Raw genomic sequence first — 20,566 nt, forward strand, 5'->3', positions numbered from 1 at the left:
CTTTTTTTATTTGCCTTAATAGTAAAAATCAAGCTCAACTTCAGGCACCGCTACCACGACTAGCCAATACATAAATGCTGCAATAATTAATGCAATAAAAACGGCTAATATCCAGCGTGAGTGCGTGATCCCATTTTTTGATTGCACATCCTTTTTACCGTGAAGCATAGAGCCGATTAATGGCTTTTTCAGCAATAATTCGTAGCTTAAAATTGCGCTAATGTGTAGACCAATAATAATCAATAACACATCAAACAAAGTATGATGCAACCATTGCATGATACCCTGCGTTTCGTCAGTCACGCTAGGGTAATACGGCCCGGTAAAAAGCACATCATCGGTGACGAATAATCCACTTATCCCTTGAGCACCCACCACAATTAAAATAGCCGGTACCATCAAAGCACCCAAAGGGTTGTGGCCAGTGTAAGTTGAGGGGCGTCGACTTAAAAGCGAATGAGCATAGTGATAAATTGCACTGGGCCCGCGCAAGAATGAACCAAACCGTGAATGCTTAGGGCCCACAATTCCCCAAACGACACGAAATATCACCAAGCCTAATAAGCTGTAGCCAAATTTAGCATGAAGATCCATATATCCATCTAATACTTCAGCGGTTAACCACTGTGCAAAAATGAGCAGTACTAACGACCAATGGAAGATACGTAAGGGGAGATCCCAGACCAATGTTTTGCGGTTTGTCATATGTTGGCTCGAATAATGGATAGCAAGAATTAGAGAAGATAAAGAATATTGTTACTGGCGATTAAGCACAACTCAAGAGGAATTATCTATATGTGGTTTTTGTTGCTGTGTATAAGCGGAATCATTCACTCTTGGTAACAGTGTAGGGAGAGAGAATTGAGTGACAATTAGTCAATTTCACCACTTCATTCGCAGCTAACTAGTGAAATAGCCTGTAAGTAATGCGTATGACGATGTAATTTGGCTGATTTTATTAAAAATAAAGTGGCATATTCTCTATTTTCAAGCATAAAATGCGCGCAAAACTACAATGACGTTGCATACCTCATATTGAGGTTTAACAACAGGGTCAACTTGTTACCACGCAGTTGCAGTTGAGCCCATTTTTTCATCTTATTAACACGACAGAGATTTCATATGTTGCAGGCTAACTTACAAGCATTTCGCCAAGCTATTCGAGCTAACACCTACCTTGACGAGTCGGAAAGTGTTGAATATATGCTAAGTACAAATCCTTTGACTGAAGAGGCGCGTAATAAAGTACATGCAACGGCTTTGTCGTTTGTTGAACAATGTAGAGCTAATCCGGACAAACAAGGTTTGTTTGATGCTTTCTTGCAAGAGTACAGCTTATCTAGCCATGAAGGTGTTGTGCTGATGTGTTTAGCAGAGGCATTACTACGGGTGCCAGATAGTTATACGATTGACCGTCTAATTTCGGAAAAAATTCACTTGGGCAAATGGGGCGATCATATCGGCCAGTCTGATGAGTTGTTAGTTAACGCCGCGAGCGTGGGCTTGTCACTGACCAGTAAAATTCTAGGCAAAGAAGAAACAACGAACGAGGAGCCTCAAAATTGGTTTCGTAAGTTAATTCAGCGCGTGGGGGAGCCCGTTGTGCGCGGTGCTACGTTGCAAGCCATGAAATTTATGGGGCAACAATATGTATTAGGCAGAGATATCAAAGAAGCCACGAAGCGCGGCAAAAAAGGGAACGTTGAAGGCACTCGCTTTTCGTTCGACATGTTGGGTGAGGGCGCTCGTACATACAAAGATGCGCAAAAATACTATGATGCCTATCTTAGTGCGATCCATTCGATTGGCAAAAACAATTCTGATACAAATGTGAATTTAGCTGACGGAATTTCAGTCAAACTTAGCGCATTGCATCCACGTTATGAATTTAGTCATCACCAGTTGGTAATAGACGAACTGCTCCCTAGTGTTTTGGCGCTTGCCATTGAAGCGAAGAAATACAACATCGGCTTTACTATTGATGCGGAAGAAGCGGCACGCTTGGATATTGAATTAGATGTATTTGAAGGATTGGCGTTTGCCCCTGAATTAGCCAGCTGGAATGGCCTTGGTTTTGTGTTACAAGCTTATCAAAAGCGTGCACTGTTTGTGGTTGACTGGTTGGTTGAGTTAGCCAAAGCAAGCGATCGCAAGTTGATGGTTCGATTAGTGAAAGGTGCCTATTGGGACGCCGAAATTAAACATGCGCAAGAAATGGGCTTAAGTGAGTTTCCAGTCTTTACACGAAAAGTACACACGGATTTAAGCTATCAGGTTTGTGCGGGCAAATTGCTTGATAATCGAGCCAACATCTACCCTCAGTTTGCTACCCATAATGCCTACACCGTTGCCCTTATTATGGAAATGGCTGGCAATGACAAAAGCAGTTTTGAATTTCAACGTCTACACGGTATGGGCGACCTGCTTTACGGACAAATAAGCGAGACAACCGGTAACGCACTTCCTTTAAGAGTATATGCGCCTGTAGGAGTACATCGCGATTTATTACCCTATTTGGTGCGAAGGCTACTAGAAAACGGTGCCAACGGTTCATTTGTGAATCAGTTTTTAGATGGCAAAATTGCAGCCGCTAATTTAGTCCAAAGTGTTGAAACAACCATCAGCAAAGCAAAAGGCAGACGTAATACTCAAATTCCTTTGGCCCAAGATATATTCAATGCGTTTGGCGAAAAGCGTGATAACTCTCGAGGTATCGATTTAGACGATCCTCTTGCTTTTGATACCGTTGCCCAGCGGGTTAAGGCATTTAGTGATATAAAATGGCAGGCGGGGCCGATTGTCAGTGGCAAATTTAACACTGAGAACGGCTATCCATTGTACTCGCCCGCTGATACGTCAATTATGATCGGCCATTGCACAGATGCCAACGAGAATGACGTTGAAAATGCCATGCAAGCCGCGGCAAATGCTTATCCAAGCTGGCAATCGACGCCTGTCGAGCAACGGGCGGTCATTCTTGAAGGTGTGGCTGATTTGCTAGAAGCGCAAACAGAAGAGCTTACCGCCTTGATTAGTTTCGAAGCGGGTAGAACGCTCAATGACGGTATATCAGAAGTACGTGAGGCTGTGGATTTTTGTCGTTACTATGCGCTGCAAATTCGTCATTTGGTCTCTGATAGCCCCACTCAACCCAAGTTAGCTCAAGGTCAGGGCGTATTTGTGTGCATCAGCCCGTGGAACTTCCCATTAGCAATATTTGTTGGGCAAGTGGTGGCAGCATTAGTGGCAGGAAATACCGTTATTGCTAAGCCTGCAGAGCAGTCACCTCTTATCGCAACCCACGCTATTAAATTAATGCACAAAGCGGGTGTGCCGGCAGATGTATTGCACCTACTTACTGGGCCAGGACGAGAGCTTGGGCCACTGTTAATGAAAGACGAGCGGGTAGCAGGCGTAGCATTTACCGGCTCAACGGCTACTGCACAAAGTATTCAAGGTGAGTTAATAAAACGAGGCACGTCCTTGCCACCGTTTATTGCTGAAACGGGCGGACAAAACGTCATGCTCGTTGATTCAACCGCGCTGCCAGAGCAGGTTATCGATGATGTGATCCAATCGGCATTTTTAAGTGCAGGGCAGCGATGCTCAGCGTTACGCGTATTGTATGTACAAAATGATATTGCTGATAATCTGCTAGAAATGCTTAAAGGTGCCCTAAACACATTAAAAATAGGTAAGCCTTGGGAGTTAAGCACCGATCTTGGCCCTGTTATTGATGATAATGCATTAAATACGCTACAAACGCATTGTGAAAACATGACTAAGCAAGCCAAGTTAGTCGCCAAAGCGAATCCGCCTAAGGGGTCTGAACATGGTTATTATATGCAACCTCAGGTGTTTGAAATTGAACACATCAATGTATTAGAGCGTGAGGTGTTTGGGCCGATTTTGCATGTTATTCGCTACGACGCAAAAGACTTGGATCGTGTGCTGCAAGATATCAATGACACGGGTTACGGCTTGACCCTAGGTGTGCACAGCCGTCTTAAAGAGTTTGCTGATAAGGTGTATGCCAACACACATGTGGGCAACACGTACATCAATCGGAACATGGTAGGCGCCGTCGTGGGCGTTAATCCGTTTGGTGGGCAAGGCTTATCTGGTACCGGTTTCAAAGCAGGTGGCCCGCATTACTTGTTGCGCTTTACGCAGTTATGGGCCGCGGAACCTGTATTAGGTTCGTTGCCTGACGTAAACGGCTTGTCAAAACAAACTCAAACCAGTTTACGTGTAGCAGCCATGGGGCAGAACGCATGGCAAGCAACACCTATCGCACAGCGTATTAACTTATTGGAAAACGCTTTTGCTGGCGCACAAAACCTACCACAGTTTTTAAACATCTCGCCAGAGAACCAAAAACAAGCCTCTCGGATGTTCGCACAGGCCAGACACAACTTTACGGGCGCGATTGAATTGCCTGGTCCGACAGGGGAAACCAATGAATTGTCATTACATGGGCGAGGAGTATTTCTAGCCACCCTTAATGAAGGGGATGAAACACGCAATGTGTTACAAGCCATCGGCGCGCTACTTGCGGGTAATAGCGTAGTCTTGGTAAGTTTGGGGCAAACAGTGGCCAGTCGCAGTGCTGTTTATCAAGCGTTGGAAAGTTTCGTTCCCCCAGAAAGCTTACAATGTATTGATGATAAAAAGGAGCTCCATGCATTATTACTCAATGATGCCATCGCGGGTGTAACCGGAACCAATACTGATGGGCTTATCAGTGCTTTAGGCGCAAGAAAAGGCGCGATCATTCCGTTTATTGGTAGCTTAACTGCAGACTATAGCGTGCTGCGTTTTGCGACTGAGAAAACCAAAACCGACAATGTTGTCGCCACTGGGGGCAACGCAATGTTGTTAAACCTTAAAGAGTAAATTAGGCTTCTAGAAAAGGTTGTTGTGCATTTAAGCAGCACTTATCACTGGTTGAATAGTGATAATGCTGCTCAAATTAAGCCTTTTGGGTAATTTACCTGACACTAATTCTGTCTATGATGAACATGAGCGAAACTAAAAACGATAAAATCGTGTTACTACAAGGCAATAAAAATGAAAAAAGGCCAAGATACGCTAGACCGCACAGACTTAAAAATACTCGATATACTGCAACGAGAGTGCCGCATTTCGAATGTCGAATTAGCTAATCAAATCCATCTAAGTCCCACTCCCTGTCTAGAGCGAGTTCGCCGCTTGGAAAAAAACGGCTACATAGAAAAGTATGTTGCTCACTTAAATCCCAAAAAGTTAAAAGCCAATCTGACCGCTTACGTTCAGCTTTCATTGGCGAGCACCAGTACGGAGTCGGTAAAAGAATTTAATCAACAAGTCAGTGAAATTGACGAGATTGTCGAATGTGCCATGGTCGCTGGTCAATTTGATTATCTGATCAAAATTCGTATTGAGAACATGGATGAGTATTGTAAATTTTTGGGCTCTAAGTTGGCTTCCATTAAAGGGGTGACTCAAACGCACACCTACGTGGTAATGGAAGAAGTAAAGTCAACTCATCTAATTCAATTATAATAAATAAACGATTGGCCTGCTTGTATGGCTGAAAGCCTGATGTAAATCAGGCACAATGTCGTCACTGAATCATTTGACATACAAGCAGCATGAATAAAATTGCAATTTTTGGGGCCAATGGCCGAATGGGACGCGTGTTAATTGACGCGTTAGATCAAGCGCAGAACGCAACGTTATGCGCGGCATATGTAAGAGCAAGCTCATCTATGATGGGCGTTGATGTCGGTGAGTTAGCCGGTATTGGTCAGCGTGGTCTTACTGTCAGTGACGCCAACTCAGGCGATTTCAAGCAAACTGATATTCTGATTGATTTTACCCTACCTGAGGCACTTGAAGCCAACTTAGCGCTGTGCGTAACGCACAATAAGCCCATTGTGATTGGCACGACCGGTTTAAATCAACAACAAAAAGAAGCGCTGCAACAAGCCAGTCAGCACATTCCTATCGTATTCGCCGCGAATTACAGTGTTGGGGTCAACTTACTGTTGAACCTTGCTCGGCAAACTGCACGTGTCATGGGGGATACGGCGGACATTGAGATCATTGAAGGTCATCATCGTTTCAAAAAAGATGCGCCATCAGGTACCGCTGTAGCAATTGGTGAAGCCATCGCTGATGAACTAGGCCGCGACCTTGCAACTTGCGCGGTTTATGGTCGTGAAGGTGACACGGGAGAGCGTGATCAAAAAACAATTGGTTTTGCCACCGTCAGAGCTGGGGACATAGTAGGCGAACATACAACACTTTTTGCTGATATCGGTGAGCGTATTGAATTAACCCACAAAGCGTCGAGCAGATTGACCTTTGCCAAGGGGGCGGTAAAAGCGGCGGTTTGGTTGAAAGACAAGCCCGCGGGCTTATATGACATGCAGGACGTTTTAGGCTTAGCATAACTTAGGGTTTTAACCCTTAGCACGGTAAATACGATTGAAAGCGGTATTTTAACAATTTTCCCAATTGGGAATAGACCTTAATCCGGCTTTCATGTATATTATTGCGAATTTGCCAAATTTTAGTGGTTTTTTTATAAATCCACGGAATTAATAGCTGCAAATACGGTAAAGCGGGATGTAATTCAAACAGTTACAGCCCGTTTTTTATAGGTTTTTGCACATTGCCCGTGTAAATACCTTAGGTTAACTATATTCGGAGGTTGACTTGGCTAATTCCGCCCTTTTAGTGCTAGAAGATGGGTCTGTTTTCAATGGCACGGCTATCGGAGCGACTGGTATGTCTGTTGGTGAAGTGGTGTTTAACACCTCAATGACAGGTTATCAGGAAATTCTTACTGATCCCTCTTACGCAGAACAAATTGTAACTTTAACCTATCCCCATATTGGTAACACCGGTACCAATAGCGAAGATTGTGAATCGACTAAAGTGTGGGCCAAAGGCCTCATTATTAGAGATTTGCCGCTGCTTGCGAGTAACTTTCGTAACGAACAATCATTGTCTGAGTACCTACGTGCAAATAACATTTTAGGTATTGCAGATATCGACACCCGCCGCCTAACACGTATATTACGTGATAAAGGCGCGCAAAACGGTTGCATTATTGCCGTAGATGCGAGCTCTGAGCAAAGCCTTGATAGTGACGTGGGTTTAGAAAAAGCCAAAGCGTTTCCTGGTTTAAAAGGCCTAGATCTAGCCAAACAAGTGACCACAGAAGAGCTTTACAGCTGGACAGACGGATCATGGACGCTAGGCCAAGGTTTTAATGAAAATCAAACAGACTTGCCTTTTCATGTGGTTGCTTACGACTACGGCGCCAAGCACAATATTTTACGTATGTTAGTAGACAGAGGCTGTCGATTAACCGTAGTGCCGGCTAAAACCAGTGCTGCAGACGTATTGGCGTTGAACCCAGACGGCGTGTTTTTATCAAACGGCCCTGGTGATCCTGAGCCATGTGATTACGCGATAGACGCGATTAAGACCTTGCTTGATAAAGACTTACCTATCTTCGGTATCTGCTTAGGCCACCAGTTATTGGCGTTAGCCAGCGGTGCCAAAACGGTTAAAATGAAATTTGGTCATCATGGTGCTAACCACCCAGTGAAAGACATTCAAGGTAAACGCGTGATGATCACCAGCCAAAACCACGGTTTTGCGGTAGATGAGCAGTCTTTGCCAGATAACCTGGACATTACCCATGTGTCATTGTTCGATCAATCTTTACAAGGTATTCACCGCAAAGACAAGCCAGCGTTTAGTTTCCAGGGTCACCCTGAAGCAAGCCCAGGCCCACATGATGCGGCTCCTTTGTTTGATCACTTTATTGAGCTGATGCAAGCAACACGCTAAGACGACCCTTAAGCCCCAAATTTAGAGTAATAAGCACAATGCCAAAACGTACCGACATAAAAAGTATCTTAATTATTGGCGCTGGACCGATTGTTATCGGCCAGGCCTGTGAATTCGACTATTCTGGTGCGCAGGCGTGTAAAGCACTGCGCGAAGAAGGTTATCGAGTTATTTTGGTTAACTCTAACCCTGCGACCATCATGACCGACCCTGAAATGGCCGATGCAACATACATTGAGCCGATTCATTGGGAAGTAGTCAGAAAAATTATTGAAAAAGAACGCCCTGATGCGATTTTACCGACCATGGGCGGTCAGACGGCACTTAACTGTGCGTTAGACTTAGAAAAGCACGGCGTGCTAGCTGAATTTAACGTAGAAATGATTGGTGCTACCGCCGACGCTATTGATAAAGCAGAAGACCGAGAGCGTTTTGATAAGGCGATGAAATCAATCGGCCTTGAATGTCCTAGAGCCGAGATTGCTCACAGTCTGGATGAAGCGTTCGATGTGTCAACGCGTATCGGTTTCCCTTGTATTATTCGCCCGTCTTTCACCATGGGTGGAAGTGGCGGCGGTATCGCTTATAACGTTGAAGAATTTGAAGAAATCTGCCGCCGAGGCCTTGATTTATCACCTACTTCTGAGCTGCTCATAGATGAGTCTCTGATCGGTTGGAAAGAGTATGAGATGGAAGTGGTTCGCGATAAAGCAGACAACTGCATTATCGTGTGTACCATTGAAAACTTTGATGCTATGGGTGTGCACACAGGTGATTCGATCACGGTTGCACCAGCGCAAACGTTAACCGACAAAGAGTTTCAAATCATGCGTAACGCTGCCATGGCGGTATTACGTGAAATCGGCGTTGAAACAGGCGGTTCAAACGTTCAGTTTGGTGTTGACCCCAACACTGGCCGTTTGGTTATCATAGAGATGAACCCTCGTGTCTCTCGTTCATCTGCGTTAGCGTCTAAAGCAACGGGTTTCCCTATTGCTAAAGTAGCCGCAAAACTTGCCATTGGCTACACCCTAGATGAGCTCGCAAATGACATTACTGGTGGGTTAACGCCAGCGTCGTTTGAACCGGCTATCGATTATGTTGTGACTAAAATTCCACGTTTTAACTTCGAGAAATTTGCCGGTGCCAATGACCGTCTTACTACCCAGATGAAATCAGTGGGAGAGGTAATGTCGATCGGTCGTAATCAGCAAGAATCATTACAAAAAGCGCTGCGTGGCTTAGAGGTTGGTGTTAACGGTCTTGATTCAATTATTGATTATACCGACCCTGAAAATAAAGCAGCGATTATTCGTGAGCTTCGTGAACCTGGTGCAGAGCGGATTTGGTACGTTGCTGACGCGTTTAGAATGGGGATGGATATTGAAGAGCTATTCTCTTTAACGAACATCGACCGATGGTTCTTGGTGCAAATTGCAGATTTAGTCAAAGAAGAGCAAAATGTTGCCGAGCTTGGCTTATCAGGTATTGATGCAACATTGATGAACCGCCTGAAACGCAAAGGCTTTTCTGATGCACGTATCGCGGATTTAACCGGTGTAGACCAAGGTGATGTGCGTGAATTACGCCGCGGGTTTGATATTCACCCTGTATACAAGCGCGTAGATACCTGTGCGGCCGAATTTGCCAGCAGTACTGCTTACATGTATTCAACGTACGATGAAGAATGTGAAGCTAACCCGTCAGATAATAAAAAAATTATGGTACTCGGCGGGGGACCTAATCGCATAGGTCAAGGTATTGAATTTGATTATTGCTGTGTACATGCTGCACTTGCCATGCGTGAAGATGGTTATGAAACCATCATGGTTAACTGTAACCCTGAGACCGTTTCAACAGATTACGACACCTCTGACCGTTTATATTTCGAATCGGTTACCTTAGAAGATGTACTTGAAATCGTGCGTATCGAGAAACCAGTGGGCGTTATTGTTCAATACGGCGGGCAAACTCCGCTTAAATTGGCCCGTGATTTAGAAGCTGCAGGTGTCCCCATTATTGGTACTTCGCCTGATGCCATTGACAAGGCAGAAGATCGCGAACGTTTTCAAAAGATGGTGAATAAGTTAAACCTTAAACAACCAGCGAATGCCACGGTAAGTAACCTTGAAGAAGCGTTGTTGGCAGCCGAAAAAATTGGTTTTCCTTTGGTTGTTCGTCCGTCTTATGTACTTGGCGGCCGCGCCATGGAAATCGTTTATGATCTTAAAGATTTGAAACGCTACCTGAACAATGCGGTAAAAGTGTCAAACGATTCGCCCGTATTGCTTGATCGTTTCCTTGACGACGCTATTGAAGTTGATGTTGACGCGATTTGTGACGGTAAAGAAGTCATGATTGGCGGTATTATGGAGCACATTGAGCAAGCCGGTGTTCACTCAGGTGACTCAGCATGTTCACTGCCACCTTACTCATTGAGCGACGACATTCAAAATGTGATGCGTGAGCAAGTCAAAGCTATGGCGCTTGAACTAGGTGTCGTGGGGTTAATGAACACCCAATTTGCGGTTAAAGACGGCGAAGTGTACTTAATTGAAGTTAACCCTCGTGCAGCGCGTACTGTGCCGTTTGTATCTAAGGCCACAGGCTTGCCAATTGCTAAAATCGGTGCCCGTGCGATGGCGGGGCAATCACTCGCTGACCAAGGCTTAAGCAAAGAAGTCATTCCACCATTTTACAGTGTAAAAGAAGTGGTATTGCCATTTGCAAAATTCCAAGGTGTTGATCCTTTGCTGGGGCCAGAAATGCGGTCTACCGGTGAGGTTATGGGGGTAGGTGATACGTTCGAAGAAGCTTACGCAAAAGCTAATTTAGGCGCAGGTGAACCTATTCCTGCCGGTGGTAAGGCGCTTTTATCCGTTCGTTTGAATGATAAGAATCGTATCATTGAATTAGGCCGCGCTATGGTCGCCAAAGGGTTTACCCTAGAGGCGACGCGGGGCACGGCTGCGGTATTAAATAAAGCTGATGTACCTTGTTCAATTGTAAACAAGCTATCTGAAGGTCGTCCTAATATTGTAGATTCAATTAAAAACGGTGAATATTGTTATATTATCAATACCACCGAAGGGCGTCAGGCAATTGATGACTCTGTGTATATTCGCCGAGAAGCATTGCTGAATAAAATACCGTACACTACGACCATGAATGCGGCTTTTGCTACTGTTAATGCAAACAAGGCAGATGACCGAGCTCGGGTAAATTCAGTTCAAGAGTTACATAAACGTTTACTCTAACCTATGTTTAATTTGGTGCTGGACGTTGAATTTATACGCTCAGTACCTATTTAATATCTAGGTAATATCAAATAAAAATAAAGTGAGCTATTGATCAATGACTCAATATCCAATGACAGCAAAGGGCGCAGATATGCTGCGTGAAGAGCTACAACATTTAAAGTCGGTTAAACGTCCGGAGATTATTAAGTCTATCGCTGAAGCACGCGAGCATGGTGACTTAAAAGAAAACGCTGAATATCACGCTGCCCGTGAGCAGCAAAGCTTTTGCGAAGGTCGTATTCAAGACATCGAAGGTAAATTGTCAAATGCGCAAATTATCGATGTCACTAAAATGACTAATAACGGTAAAGTGATTTTTGGTACCACTGTTACTATCTTGAATTTAGAAAGCGACGATGAGATAACCTATAAAATTGTGGGTGACGATGAAGCAGACATTAAGAACAACTTGATCTCTGTTAGTTCGCCAATTGCCCGGGGATTAATTGGTAAACAACTTGACGATGTTGTCACTATCCAAACGCCCAAAGGGGCAATTGAATTTGAAATTATCGAAGTCGAATATATCTAGTCGTTTTTGAGTTTCAGCCAAAAAATAGCGCACAGTTTGGTGCGCTTTTTTATTTCTACCGCTTGCGTCAAATTTGCTATCACTTCTAATGAGTGTGGTGCTTAGTTAATTGCTGGATAACCTGTTGATTCAACGCTGCAAGGTTATGCGAGCTTCGACTAGTATACAGCCCTTTATCGACCACTAAATCTCGATCGACTATCTTAGCCCCGGCATTGCGTAAACGATTTAACACGGTGGGGAAAGACGCAACTAAGCGGTTTTTCAAAACGTCTGCTTCCAGTAACATCCATGTGCCTTGATTTATGGCTACAACGGGTTTGTCTTTCGCATCGCTAAAGAACGCTTTCACAAAATTGATAGCGTCTTTATCTTGCAACAATGCATCTGGGTTAAACAATCCACCGGGTAATATCAACGCATCGTAATCTTCGGCCATCACATTAGAAACCACTCTATCGACCTCAATTTCTATGCCCCATTTGCTGCCATTCCAACCTATGATTGTACCAGGCTCTATCGAAATAACATGAACCTTAACCCCTGCTGAAACAAGGGCATCACGGGTTTCGATAAGTTCACATTGCTCAAATCCATCCTTGGCTAATATGGCTGCTGTCTTATTATTTGATAATGTCGTCAACATGCGTTTCTCCTATTTGCATGAGTACTTTAATTGATTAATGGTCAAAAAGTACAAATTATGCGTTCAACTACACCTCTGCAAAAAACGAACCAACTTGGGTCAGTAAACTGATAAAACGGCGTTAGTTTTTATTGTTTGATTTATAAAGAGTTATTTGAAAACCTATAAAATTAGACTGAATTTATAGCGCTTAGTTTTATTAGAATAATGAAAAGTTGTGTAAATTTAATCACGAGAAAATGGTGAATTTGTCACAATCGTTTACAGTAAAGAATGATTTAGGTAGTAATATTTACCCGAAAGCAGGTTTTCTTACGTTGATCATATAATTCTGTCGTTACTTTGACACATGTGGCGATAATGTTTGCTAGAAACAATGGCTTGTATCAAGGCATTTGTTGGCACAAACGCGATATTCGCAACCAAGCGCTAAATTTTTTATAAGACAAGAACAATACTGATATTTCATTGTATGAGTGTCTAATCAATGTGCTACCTTGGCGGATTACCTCAGTAAACAGGAACCTTTGTTGTGAGAAGTGCATTGTTATATACGACTACCGTGTTGATTTGGGGCTCAACTTGGTTAGCAATAGAGTTTCAATTGGGTGATGTCGCGCCTGAAGTCTCTTTGGTTTACCGTTTCGCTTTAGCCGCCATATTTATGTGGGGATATTGTTTTTTCTCTCCTTTAAGTATGCGTTTTCCCTTGGCAGACCACGCCTTCTTTATTGTGTTAGCGTTATTTAATTTTGGTTTAAACTACTTAATTTTGTATAAGGCTCAGCAGTATTTAACGTCTGCGATGGCGTCCATCGCGTTTTCAACGTTATTGCTAATGAACATTATCAATACACGTTTATTTTTTGGTCGTGTTATCGCCAAACGTATTTACTTTGGTGCAGTGCTTGGTGTATTTGGTTTAGTTGCGCTGTTTTGGCCGGATATTAAAACGCTCGATTTCGCCAGTGAAGCAATGTATGGACTAGGATTGGCCTTAGGTGGTACTTTTTTGGCCTCATTAGGCAATATGGCGAGCGTGCGCAACTCTTCCCGCCATATTGGGGTAATGCAGGGAAATGCGTGGGGAATGCTGTACGGTACGATCGCCTTGATTGGAGTAACGCTCATAAGTGGTGCTGAATTTAAAGTTTCAACAGAGCCAAGCTATGTCGTCTCTCTTCTTTATCTGTCTATATTTGGTACGGTAATCGCGTTTGCGAGTTATTTTTTATTACTCAGAGATATTGGGCCAGAAAAAGCGAGTTACTCTATTGTACTATTTCCCTTTGTGGCTGTTTTACTCAGCACCTTGTATGAAGATTTTGTCTGGCACACCAATACCATACTTGGGTTTTTGTTAGTCATCCTTGGCAACGCCATTGTGTTAACACCTGTTGAAAAACTCAAGTCTTGGCAGGCCAAGAGAAGGTAGAGAAAAAGGTTCTGTGATTGCCCCAAGCTTGCTGGTCAGGCGTGCCTTGGTGCTTATTTTGTACGGTTTAGGCGAATTGCGATAATAAATGCTAGCACAGTCAATACCCAAGGCCCTAAGTCCCCTATATATCGATAGGGTGTTGTGCCGCTTACACGTTGTACTTCATCGCTTAACACGCCGGTTTCAAACTGGGGTAGGCGGCTTTTAATTTCGCCATCGGCATTGATAAATGCAGTAATACCATTATTCGTAGAACGCATTACTGGCAGGCCAAACTCTTTTGCACGTACTTGCGCAATTTCTAAATGTTGTGCCGGCCCATGAGAATGGCCAAACCATGCATCGTTACTCACGGTAATAATGAAATCTGTGTCTTCGTACAAGTTTTGTCGAATTTGACGTGGAAATGCGATTTCAAAACACAGCGCAGGGGCAAAATGAAAGCCGTTAGCAAGTAAGTTCACTTGCTGATAATCCCCTCGTGTAAAAGATGACATAGGCAAATCAAATATGGGAGCCAAACCGCGTAACCAGTCTTCCATAGGAATAAATTCCCCTATAGGAAGTAGATGATGTTTGTCGAATCGATTGCTTTGGGGGTAGTGGTAATGCCCCTCGCTATCAGTTGATTCTTTAAGGCCGACACCAATGATACTGTTATACGCTTGGCGGGTTTCGAAATTATAATTAACGATCCCAGTGAGAAGGCCCGTTTTGTTTTCCGCTGCTTCTTGATCAAGTTGCATTAAATAATCGGCGGCAATCGGCTCTAATTGCGGTATAGCCGCCTCAGGCCAAATGATAACTTGGTTATCCCAATGGGCTTCAGTAAGCTCAAGGTATTTCTTCATGGTGGGCCAATCTTGCTCTGGTGCCCAACGTATATCTTGAGGAATGTTGCCTTGCACCATGGCAATGTGAACGGGTTCTCCTGTAGGGGACACCCAATTGTGTTGATTTAGTGTCCAACCACTTAGATAAACCAATATGCTCAAAATAATAGGGGGGAGGTAGCGCTTATTTATTAACCATGTAGCGCATGCTGCACAAAGCGCCATGAGCAACGCACTGACCCCAAATTCGCCGATGACAGGAAACCAGCCAGATAGGGGACTTGGCATTTGGCTGTAGCCAATAGATAACCAAGGAAAGCCAGTTAAAAATATGCCTCTGGCCCACTCACACAATAGCCACAAAAAAGGCAGGGCTAGTGCCCAGACTTGCGGGGAAAAGTAACGCTTGGCGAGCTTGCTGAACAGCATTGGGTACAAAGATAAATAACTGCACAGTAGCACCATTAATCCGATAGAGCCGGCGAGTGGCAGGCCTCCGAAATCAGCAATGCTGACATGGACCCAACTAATGCCTGCACCAAACCAACCTAAACCAAAAGAGAAGCCTAGTTTACCGGCGTGTTCTAATCGCGCTTTATGCAACAAATATATAAAGCTAGTGAGTGCGATAGGCATGACTGCCCAATAAGAAAAAGGAGCGTAGCTTAAGGTTAAGCTCGCTCCAAGTAGTAAAGATAAAATATACAGCATGCGCGTTATGGCACCTAATCTTCGGTGTGGGGAAGCGTGACCTTTAATTGAATAAGGCGTCTGGCGTCAGAGTTAGTAACGGCAAAAACAAAACCGTTAATACTAACCTTCTCATCACGCATCGGCATATGACCAAATGCTTTAAGTACTATGCCACCTATAGTGTCAGCTTCTTCCTCGTCAAACTCAGTACCAAAAAATTCATTAAAATCTTCTAGCTCTGTTAAGGCTTTTACTGAATACGTATGCTTGTTTAGCGCGCGTATGTTATCGGTATTGTTATCTTCAGCATCGTGTTCATCTTCAATTTCACCCACGATCAATTCGAGAATATCTTCGATGGTCACTAAACCTGATACCCCACCGTACTCGTCCACAACTATCGCCATGTGGAAGCGCTTTTGTTGAAATTCTTTTAGCAAAACGTCAACACGCTTACTCTCAGGTACGATCACCGCAGGACGTAGAACTTGTTTAAGTTCGAATTCTTTGCCAGGTAGAAATGCATATTTAAGCAAGTCTTTGGCGAGAATGATCCCTTCAATGTGATCTTTATCTTCACTGATCACAGGAAACCGAGAGTGGGCTGAATCGAGCATAATAGGCAAAAATTTATCGACTGTCTCTGTGATGTCAATGGTGGTCATTTGGGCGCGAGGGATCATTATCTCTCTGACGCGCATTTCGCTGACTTCCATGACACCTTCAATCATTTCTCGGGTTTCTTGATTGATGACTTCTCGTTGTTCTGCATCAGTGATAACAGAAAAGAGTTCATCTTTGCTTTTCGGTTCTCCCGTGAATGATTGGACTATTTTATCCAACCAACCTTTATTGGCAGAACCGTTCGTAGAGGGGGGGTTATCTTCGCTCATGATCTCGTTAAATTATGGTTTGAATGGGTATCATCATTGATCTTGGTAAGGGTCGTCAATCGAAAACTGCTTAAGAATGATAACCTCTATTGCTTCCATCTGTTGTGCTTCATCATCAGTTATGTGGTCAAAGCCAAGTAAATGCAAGGCTCCATGAACAATCATATGCGCCCAATGGTGAGCTAATGCTTTGTTTTGCTCTTTGGCTTCGGTTGCAACGACACTTGCACACACCACCAAATCACCGAGTAGATTTAAACTTAAACCTGGTGGTGCTTCGAATGGAAAAGACAGCACATTGGTTGGCTTGTCTTTTCCTCTGTAGGTGTAATTAAGGTCTTGGCTTTCTTTTATATCAACAATTCGGACGGTGATCTCTTGATTTGACAGCTGTTGATAAGCCAGCACTGCATCTAACCAACGCTGAAAATCTTCTGCTTTGGGCAAATTTAATGCGTCACTGGCGATTTGCAAATCAACAATCGCGGTCATGAATTATCGCTTTGCTGCTGAGCATGCTCGGCTTTCTTTTGAATTCGAACCCGCTCTTGTTCTACTTCGTAGTCTTCATAAGCCATTACGATCCTAGCGACAACGGGATGGCGCACTACATCATTGGCATTAAAGAAATTAAACGAGATATCATTTACGTCTTTTAATACTTCAATTGCATGGCGTAAACCAGAGCGTGCACCTCTTGGCAAATCGACTTGGGTGATATCTCCTGTAATCACTGCTTTTGAGTTAAAGCCAATACGGGTCAGGAACATTTTCATTTGTTCAACCGTGGTGTTTTGGCTTTCATCTAAAATAATAAATGCATCGTTAAGTGTTCGGCCACGCATGTAGGCTAGGGGGGCGACCTCGATTACGTTGCGTTCGATTAATTTTTCTACTTTTTCAAAGCCAAGCATTTCGAATAAGGCATCATAAAGAGGGCGTAAATACGGGTCGACCTTTTGTGATAAATCACCAGGTAAAAAACCGAGTTTTTCGCCGGCCTCTACCGCTGGGCGTGTGAGCAAAATGCGTCTAATTTCTTGGCGCTCCAATGCATCTACGGCCGCTGCGACCGCCAAGTAGGTTTTCCCGGTACCGGCAGGTCCAATACCAAAGCTAATATCATGGGTTAAAATATCCGATACATACTTTGATTGATTGGGATTACGCGGTTTGATAACACCGCGTTTCGTTTTAATGTGCACTTCTTTACCGTAATGGCCAGCTTCCGCTCGCTCAAGACACTTTGCTTCCTGAATGGCTAAATGCACCTGATCAGATTCTAAATCGGGGATCTCACCACGTACGGGTTGGGTTTCTATATACAGCAACTTAAGTAGCTGCGCAGCACCACTTGATTGCTGCGCTTGGCCTGTGACCTTAAACTCGTTGCTGCGATAGGTAATTTCTACCCCAAGGCGGCGCTCAATTTGTTTAATATTGTCATCAAACGGCCCACATAGACTCGCTAGGCGCTTGTTGTCAGATGGCTCTAATAAAATTTCATTACTGGTAAGTTTGCTCAATCGGTATCTCTCGGTTAGTTATGGTTGATCAATGGGCGGGTACAAACTGCGCAACGCCTAAGGCATCGGTCTTATTGGTTTGTTTGGCTAATATAGCCTGGGGGGCCACATTGATACGTAAATTCATATCGGCTTCTTTACGCAGCACGTCACCGCGCAATGAGTTGGCAAATACATCGGTGATTTTGACATCGACGAATCCACCGATCATATCTGGCGTACCTTCAAAGTTAACCACTCGGTTATTCTCAGTACGTCCAGAAAGCTCCATCGGATTCTTCTTAGATGGACCTTCAACTAAAATGCGTTGTTCACTATCGATCATATTACGTGCAATGCGCAATGCTTGTTGGGTAATACGATTTTGCAGTAGCTGCAAGCGTTCTTTTTTCGTCGCTTCAGATACATCGTCCGGCAAATCCGCTGCAGGGGTACCAGGGCGTGCACTGTAAATAAAGCTGAAACTTAAGTCGAAATTCATAGCTTGAATTAAATCCATCGTCGCTTCAAAGTCAGCATCGCTTTCACCTGGAAAACCAATGATAAAATCAGATGACATACTTAAATTCGGGCGGATTTTTCTGAGTTTACGAATTTTCGATTTGTACTCTATAGCTGTATGGCCACGTTTCATTAAATTCAATACACGATCAGAACCTGACTGAACAGGAAGATGTAAATGATCCACTAATTCAGGGATGGTCGCGTATGCTTCGATAATATCATCAGTAAATTCAACTGGATGTGAAGTGGTGTAGCGAATGCGATCGATTCCGTCAATAGATGCAACCATTTCTAGCAGCTCGGCAAAGGTGCATATGGCGCCATCGTGATGCGGTCCACGAAAGGCATTCACATTTTGACCTAACAGATTCACTTCACGCACGCCTTGTTCAGCCAATTGAGCCACTTCAAGTAATACATCATCTACCGGACGACTGACTTCTTCACCCCGGGTATAGGGAACAACGCAGAATGTGCAGTATTTAGAGCAGCCTTCCATGATCGATACGAACGCCGTCGGGCCTTCAGCTTTGGGTTCAGGCAGGCGATCAAACTTTTCAATTTCTGGGAAGCTAATATCTATAACTGATGAACTGCCACCTTTAATTTGATTGATCATTTCGGGCAAACGATGAAGGGTTTGCGGACCGAATACTAAATCAACAAATGGTGCACGCTGGCGAATGACTTGACCTTCCTGAGAAGCCACACAACCGCCCACACCAATAATTAACTCTGGCTTGTCTTGCTTAAGGTTTTTCCAACGACCCAGTTGATGAAATACTTTTTCTTGTGCTTTTTCTCGAATAGAGCAAGTGTTAAGTAGTATTATATCGGCCTCTTCTGCGGTGTCAGCAACTTGATATCCATGGGTTGAATCCAATAAATCAGCCATCTTTTGCGAGTCATACTCGTTCATCTGACAGCCCCAAGTTTTAATAAAAAGTTTTTTAGTCATAACGCCGTGTACTTACCTTTGATGTGAAATCTTTGCTTAACAAAGCAATGCAATCTATTGATGCCCCTAAATACAAATGACAGCTAAAAGACAATATAGCGCCGTACGTGCAAAATTGAGCAAAATCGAACCGCGTATTTTACGGGTTATTATGGCGCTAGGCTAGTTTTATCCGGTTGGAATCGCGGAAAATTCCATAGAATCTGCAGTGTTGTAAACGAAATGTTCCACATTGGCCAATTCGAAAGGAACGCGTCGAGAGATAGACCAGTTTAGGATATGAATAACTATGCATTTTTGGCAAACGCTTTGTAACTTAAAATATAAATTTAGCTCGCTCGCTATTGTGCTTCTTTTCGTAAGAACTAAGTGAAGTTCATCGGTGCTAAATGCTATTAAAGCGCATGAAGCCTTGGTATTCTTGCGCTTCAGGATAATTCTAAGGCGTAATAAATGAACAATTTACACACTATCGCTGTTGGCGATATTCAAGTTGCAAACGACAAACCATTCGTACTTTTTGGCGGAATGAATGTTTTAGAATCTCGTGATATGGCGATGCGTATTGCAGAACATTATAAAGAAATTACTACCAAACTAGGGATCCCTTACGTCTTTAAAGCCTCATTTGATAAGGCAAATCGTTCATCGGTGAATTCCTATCGCGGCCCAGGTATGGATAAAGGACTAGAGATTTTCGCTGAAATTAAAGCCACATTCGATGTGCCTTTGATTACAGATGTTCACGAGCCAGCCCAAGCCGCGCCAGTGGCAGAAGTAGTTGATGTTATTCAGTTACCTGCGTTTCTGGCTCGTCAGACAGACTTGGTCGTTGCCATGGCTGAAACAAACGCCATTATCAATGTGAAGAAACCACAGTTTTTAGCACCGCATGAAATGCGTCACATCATCACCAAATTCATGGAAGCAGGAAACGATAAAATTATCTTGTGTGAGCGTGGCTCTAGTTTTGGTTACAACAATCTTGTGGTTGATATGCTCGGCATGGACGAGATGAAACAATTCGCACCTGTTATTTTCGATGCCACCCATGCGCTGCAAAAGCCAGGGGGCAGAACGGATTCGGCAGATGGGCGAAGAGCTCAAGCTGCACAGCTGGCAAGAAGTGGTATGGCGTTGGGGTTAGCTGGTTTGTTTATTGAAGCACATCCTAATCCGAATGAAGCGAAGTGTGACGGACCTTGTGCTTTGTCGCTCGACAAGCTGGAACCCTATTTGCAACAAATGTTGGCGTTAGACGAACTAGTGAAGGGGTTTGCACCATTAGATACCAGTGCGAACTAACAGATATACACTTGGTTAGCTGAGAGGTTTTGAGCATACCGGAAAACTCGGCACGCTCAGAACGTCTAGATAAGAATGCGTTAATGCTTTA

Annotated in this window: 15 protein-coding genes; 8 read left to right on the forward strand and 7 right to left on the reverse strand. The window is 43.8% G+C overall.

The features are described 5' to 3' along the window. Window positions 1-15: 15 nt before the first annotated feature. Window positions 16-705 (reverse strand): cytochrome b/b6 domain-containing protein, encoded by a 690-nt coding sequence (locus tag FX988_RS01750; protein WP_160178061.1) that lies wholly within the window; start codon window positions 703-705, stop codon window positions 16-18. Between the two features lie 417 nt (window positions 706-1,122). Between FX988_RS01750 and putA the strand changes: the two genes are divergently transcribed. The 6 genes from putA (at window position 1,123) to greA (ending at window position 11,679) form a co-directional block, all read left to right on the forward strand. Next, window positions 1,123-4,896 carry a bifunctional proline dehydrogenase/L-glutamate gamma-semialdehyde dehydrogenase PutA gene (putA, locus tag FX988_RS01755; protein WP_160178062.1) on the forward strand — a complete coding sequence of 1,258 codons (3,774 nt, stop codon included), beginning with the start codon at window positions 1,123-1,125 and terminating at the stop codon, window positions 4,894-4,896. A 174-nt stretch (window positions 4,897-5,070) separates the two neighbouring features. Then, window positions 5,071-5,544 (forward strand): Lrp/AsnC ligand binding domain-containing protein, encoded by a 474-nt coding sequence (locus FX988_RS01760; RefSeq protein ID WP_006993387.1) that lies wholly within the window; start codon window positions 5,071-5,073, stop codon window positions 5,542-5,544. Between the two features lie 89 nt (window positions 5,545-5,633). Next, window positions 5,634-6,437, forward strand: coding sequence for a 4-hydroxy-tetrahydrodipicolinate reductase (dapB, locus tag FX988_RS01765; RefSeq protein ID WP_007988072.1), 804 nt, complete (start codon window positions 5,634-5,636; stop codon window positions 6,435-6,437). Between the two features lie 265 nt (window positions 6,438-6,702). After that, entirely contained in the window at window positions 6,703-7,848 is a 1,146-nt protein-coding gene (carA, locus tag FX988_RS01770; protein WP_160178063.1) for a glutamine-hydrolyzing carbamoyl-phosphate synthase small subunit, read from the forward strand. A gap of 38 nt (window positions 7,849-7,886) precedes the next feature. Next, window positions 7,887-11,105, forward strand: a complete 3,219-nt coding sequence (carB, locus tag FX988_RS01775; RefSeq protein WP_160178064.1) for a carbamoyl-phosphate synthase large subunit — start codon at window positions 7,887-7,889, stop codon at window positions 11,103-11,105. Window positions 11,106-11,202: 97 nt separating this feature from the next. Further along, window positions 11,203-11,679 carry a transcription elongation factor GreA gene (gene greA / locus FX988_RS01780; protein WP_160178065.1) on the forward strand — a complete coding sequence of 159 codons (477 nt, stop codon included), beginning with the start codon at window positions 11,203-11,205 and terminating at the stop codon, window positions 11,677-11,679. An 85-nt stretch (window positions 11,680-11,764) separates the two neighbouring features. On the opposite strand, the gene FX988_RS01785 is transcribed toward greA, so the two are convergent. Further along, window positions 11,765-12,325: a type 1 glutamine amidotransferase domain-containing protein gene (locus FX988_RS01785; protein WP_160178066.1), complete on the reverse strand. Its 561-nt coding sequence runs from the start codon at window positions 12,323-12,325 to the stop codon at window positions 11,765-11,767. A gap of 532 nt (window positions 12,326-12,857) precedes the next feature. Here FX988_RS01785 and FX988_RS01790 point away from each other — a divergent pair. Further along, complete coding sequence (locus FX988_RS01790) at window positions 12,858-13,760, forward strand: DMT family transporter (RefSeq protein WP_160178067.1); 903 nt, start codon at window positions 12,858-12,860, stop codon at window positions 13,758-13,760. 53 nt (window positions 13,761-13,813) lie between these two features. On the opposite strand, the gene lnt is transcribed toward FX988_RS01790, so the two are convergent. The 5 genes from lnt to miaB are packed head-to-tail and all read right to left on the reverse strand — an operon-like array spanning window position 13,814 to window position 19,170. Then, window positions 13,814-15,307, reverse strand: coding sequence for an apolipoprotein N-acyltransferase (gene lnt / locus FX988_RS01795; protein ID WP_160178068.1), 1,494 nt, complete (start codon window positions 15,305-15,307; stop codon window positions 13,814-13,816). Window positions 15,308-15,321: 14 nt separating this feature from the next. Continuing rightward, window positions 15,322-16,182: a CNNM family magnesium/cobalt transport protein CorC gene (gene corC / locus FX988_RS01800; RefSeq protein ID WP_160178069.1), complete on the reverse strand. Its 861-nt coding sequence runs from the start codon at window positions 16,180-16,182 to the stop codon at window positions 15,322-15,324. A gap of 33 nt (window positions 16,183-16,215) precedes the next feature. After that, a complete protein-coding gene (ybeY, locus tag FX988_RS01805; protein ID WP_160178070.1) occupies window positions 16,216-16,674 on the reverse strand; it encodes an rRNA maturation RNase YbeY in 459 nt (152 codons plus the stop codon). Further along, a complete protein-coding gene (locus FX988_RS01810) occupies window positions 16,671-17,708 on the reverse strand; it encodes a PhoH family protein (RefSeq protein WP_160178071.1) in 1,038 nt (345 codons plus the stop codon). Before FX988_RS01810 ends, ybeY begins: the two co-directional genes overlap by 4 nt. A gap of 28 nt (window positions 17,709-17,736) precedes the next feature. Beyond that, window positions 17,737-19,170 (reverse strand): tRNA (N6-isopentenyl adenosine(37)-C2)-methylthiotransferase MiaB, encoded by a 1,434-nt coding sequence (gene miaB / locus FX988_RS01815; protein ID WP_160178072.1) that lies wholly within the window; start codon window positions 19,168-19,170, stop codon window positions 17,737-17,739. A 453-nt stretch (window positions 19,171-19,623) separates the two neighbouring features. On the opposite strand from miaB, the gene kdsA reads away from it, so the two are divergent. After that, window positions 19,624-20,475, forward strand: coding sequence for a 3-deoxy-8-phosphooctulonate synthase (gene kdsA, locus FX988_RS01820; RefSeq protein WP_160178073.1), 852 nt, complete (start codon window positions 19,624-19,626; stop codon window positions 20,473-20,475). Window positions 20,476-20,566: the final 91 nt, after the last annotated feature.

The organism is Paraglaciecola mesophila (assembly GCF_009906955.1).
In the GTDB taxonomy this organism is placed as follows: Bacteria; Pseudomonadota; Gammaproteobacteria; order Enterobacterales; family Alteromonadaceae; genus Paraglaciecola; species Paraglaciecola mesophila_A.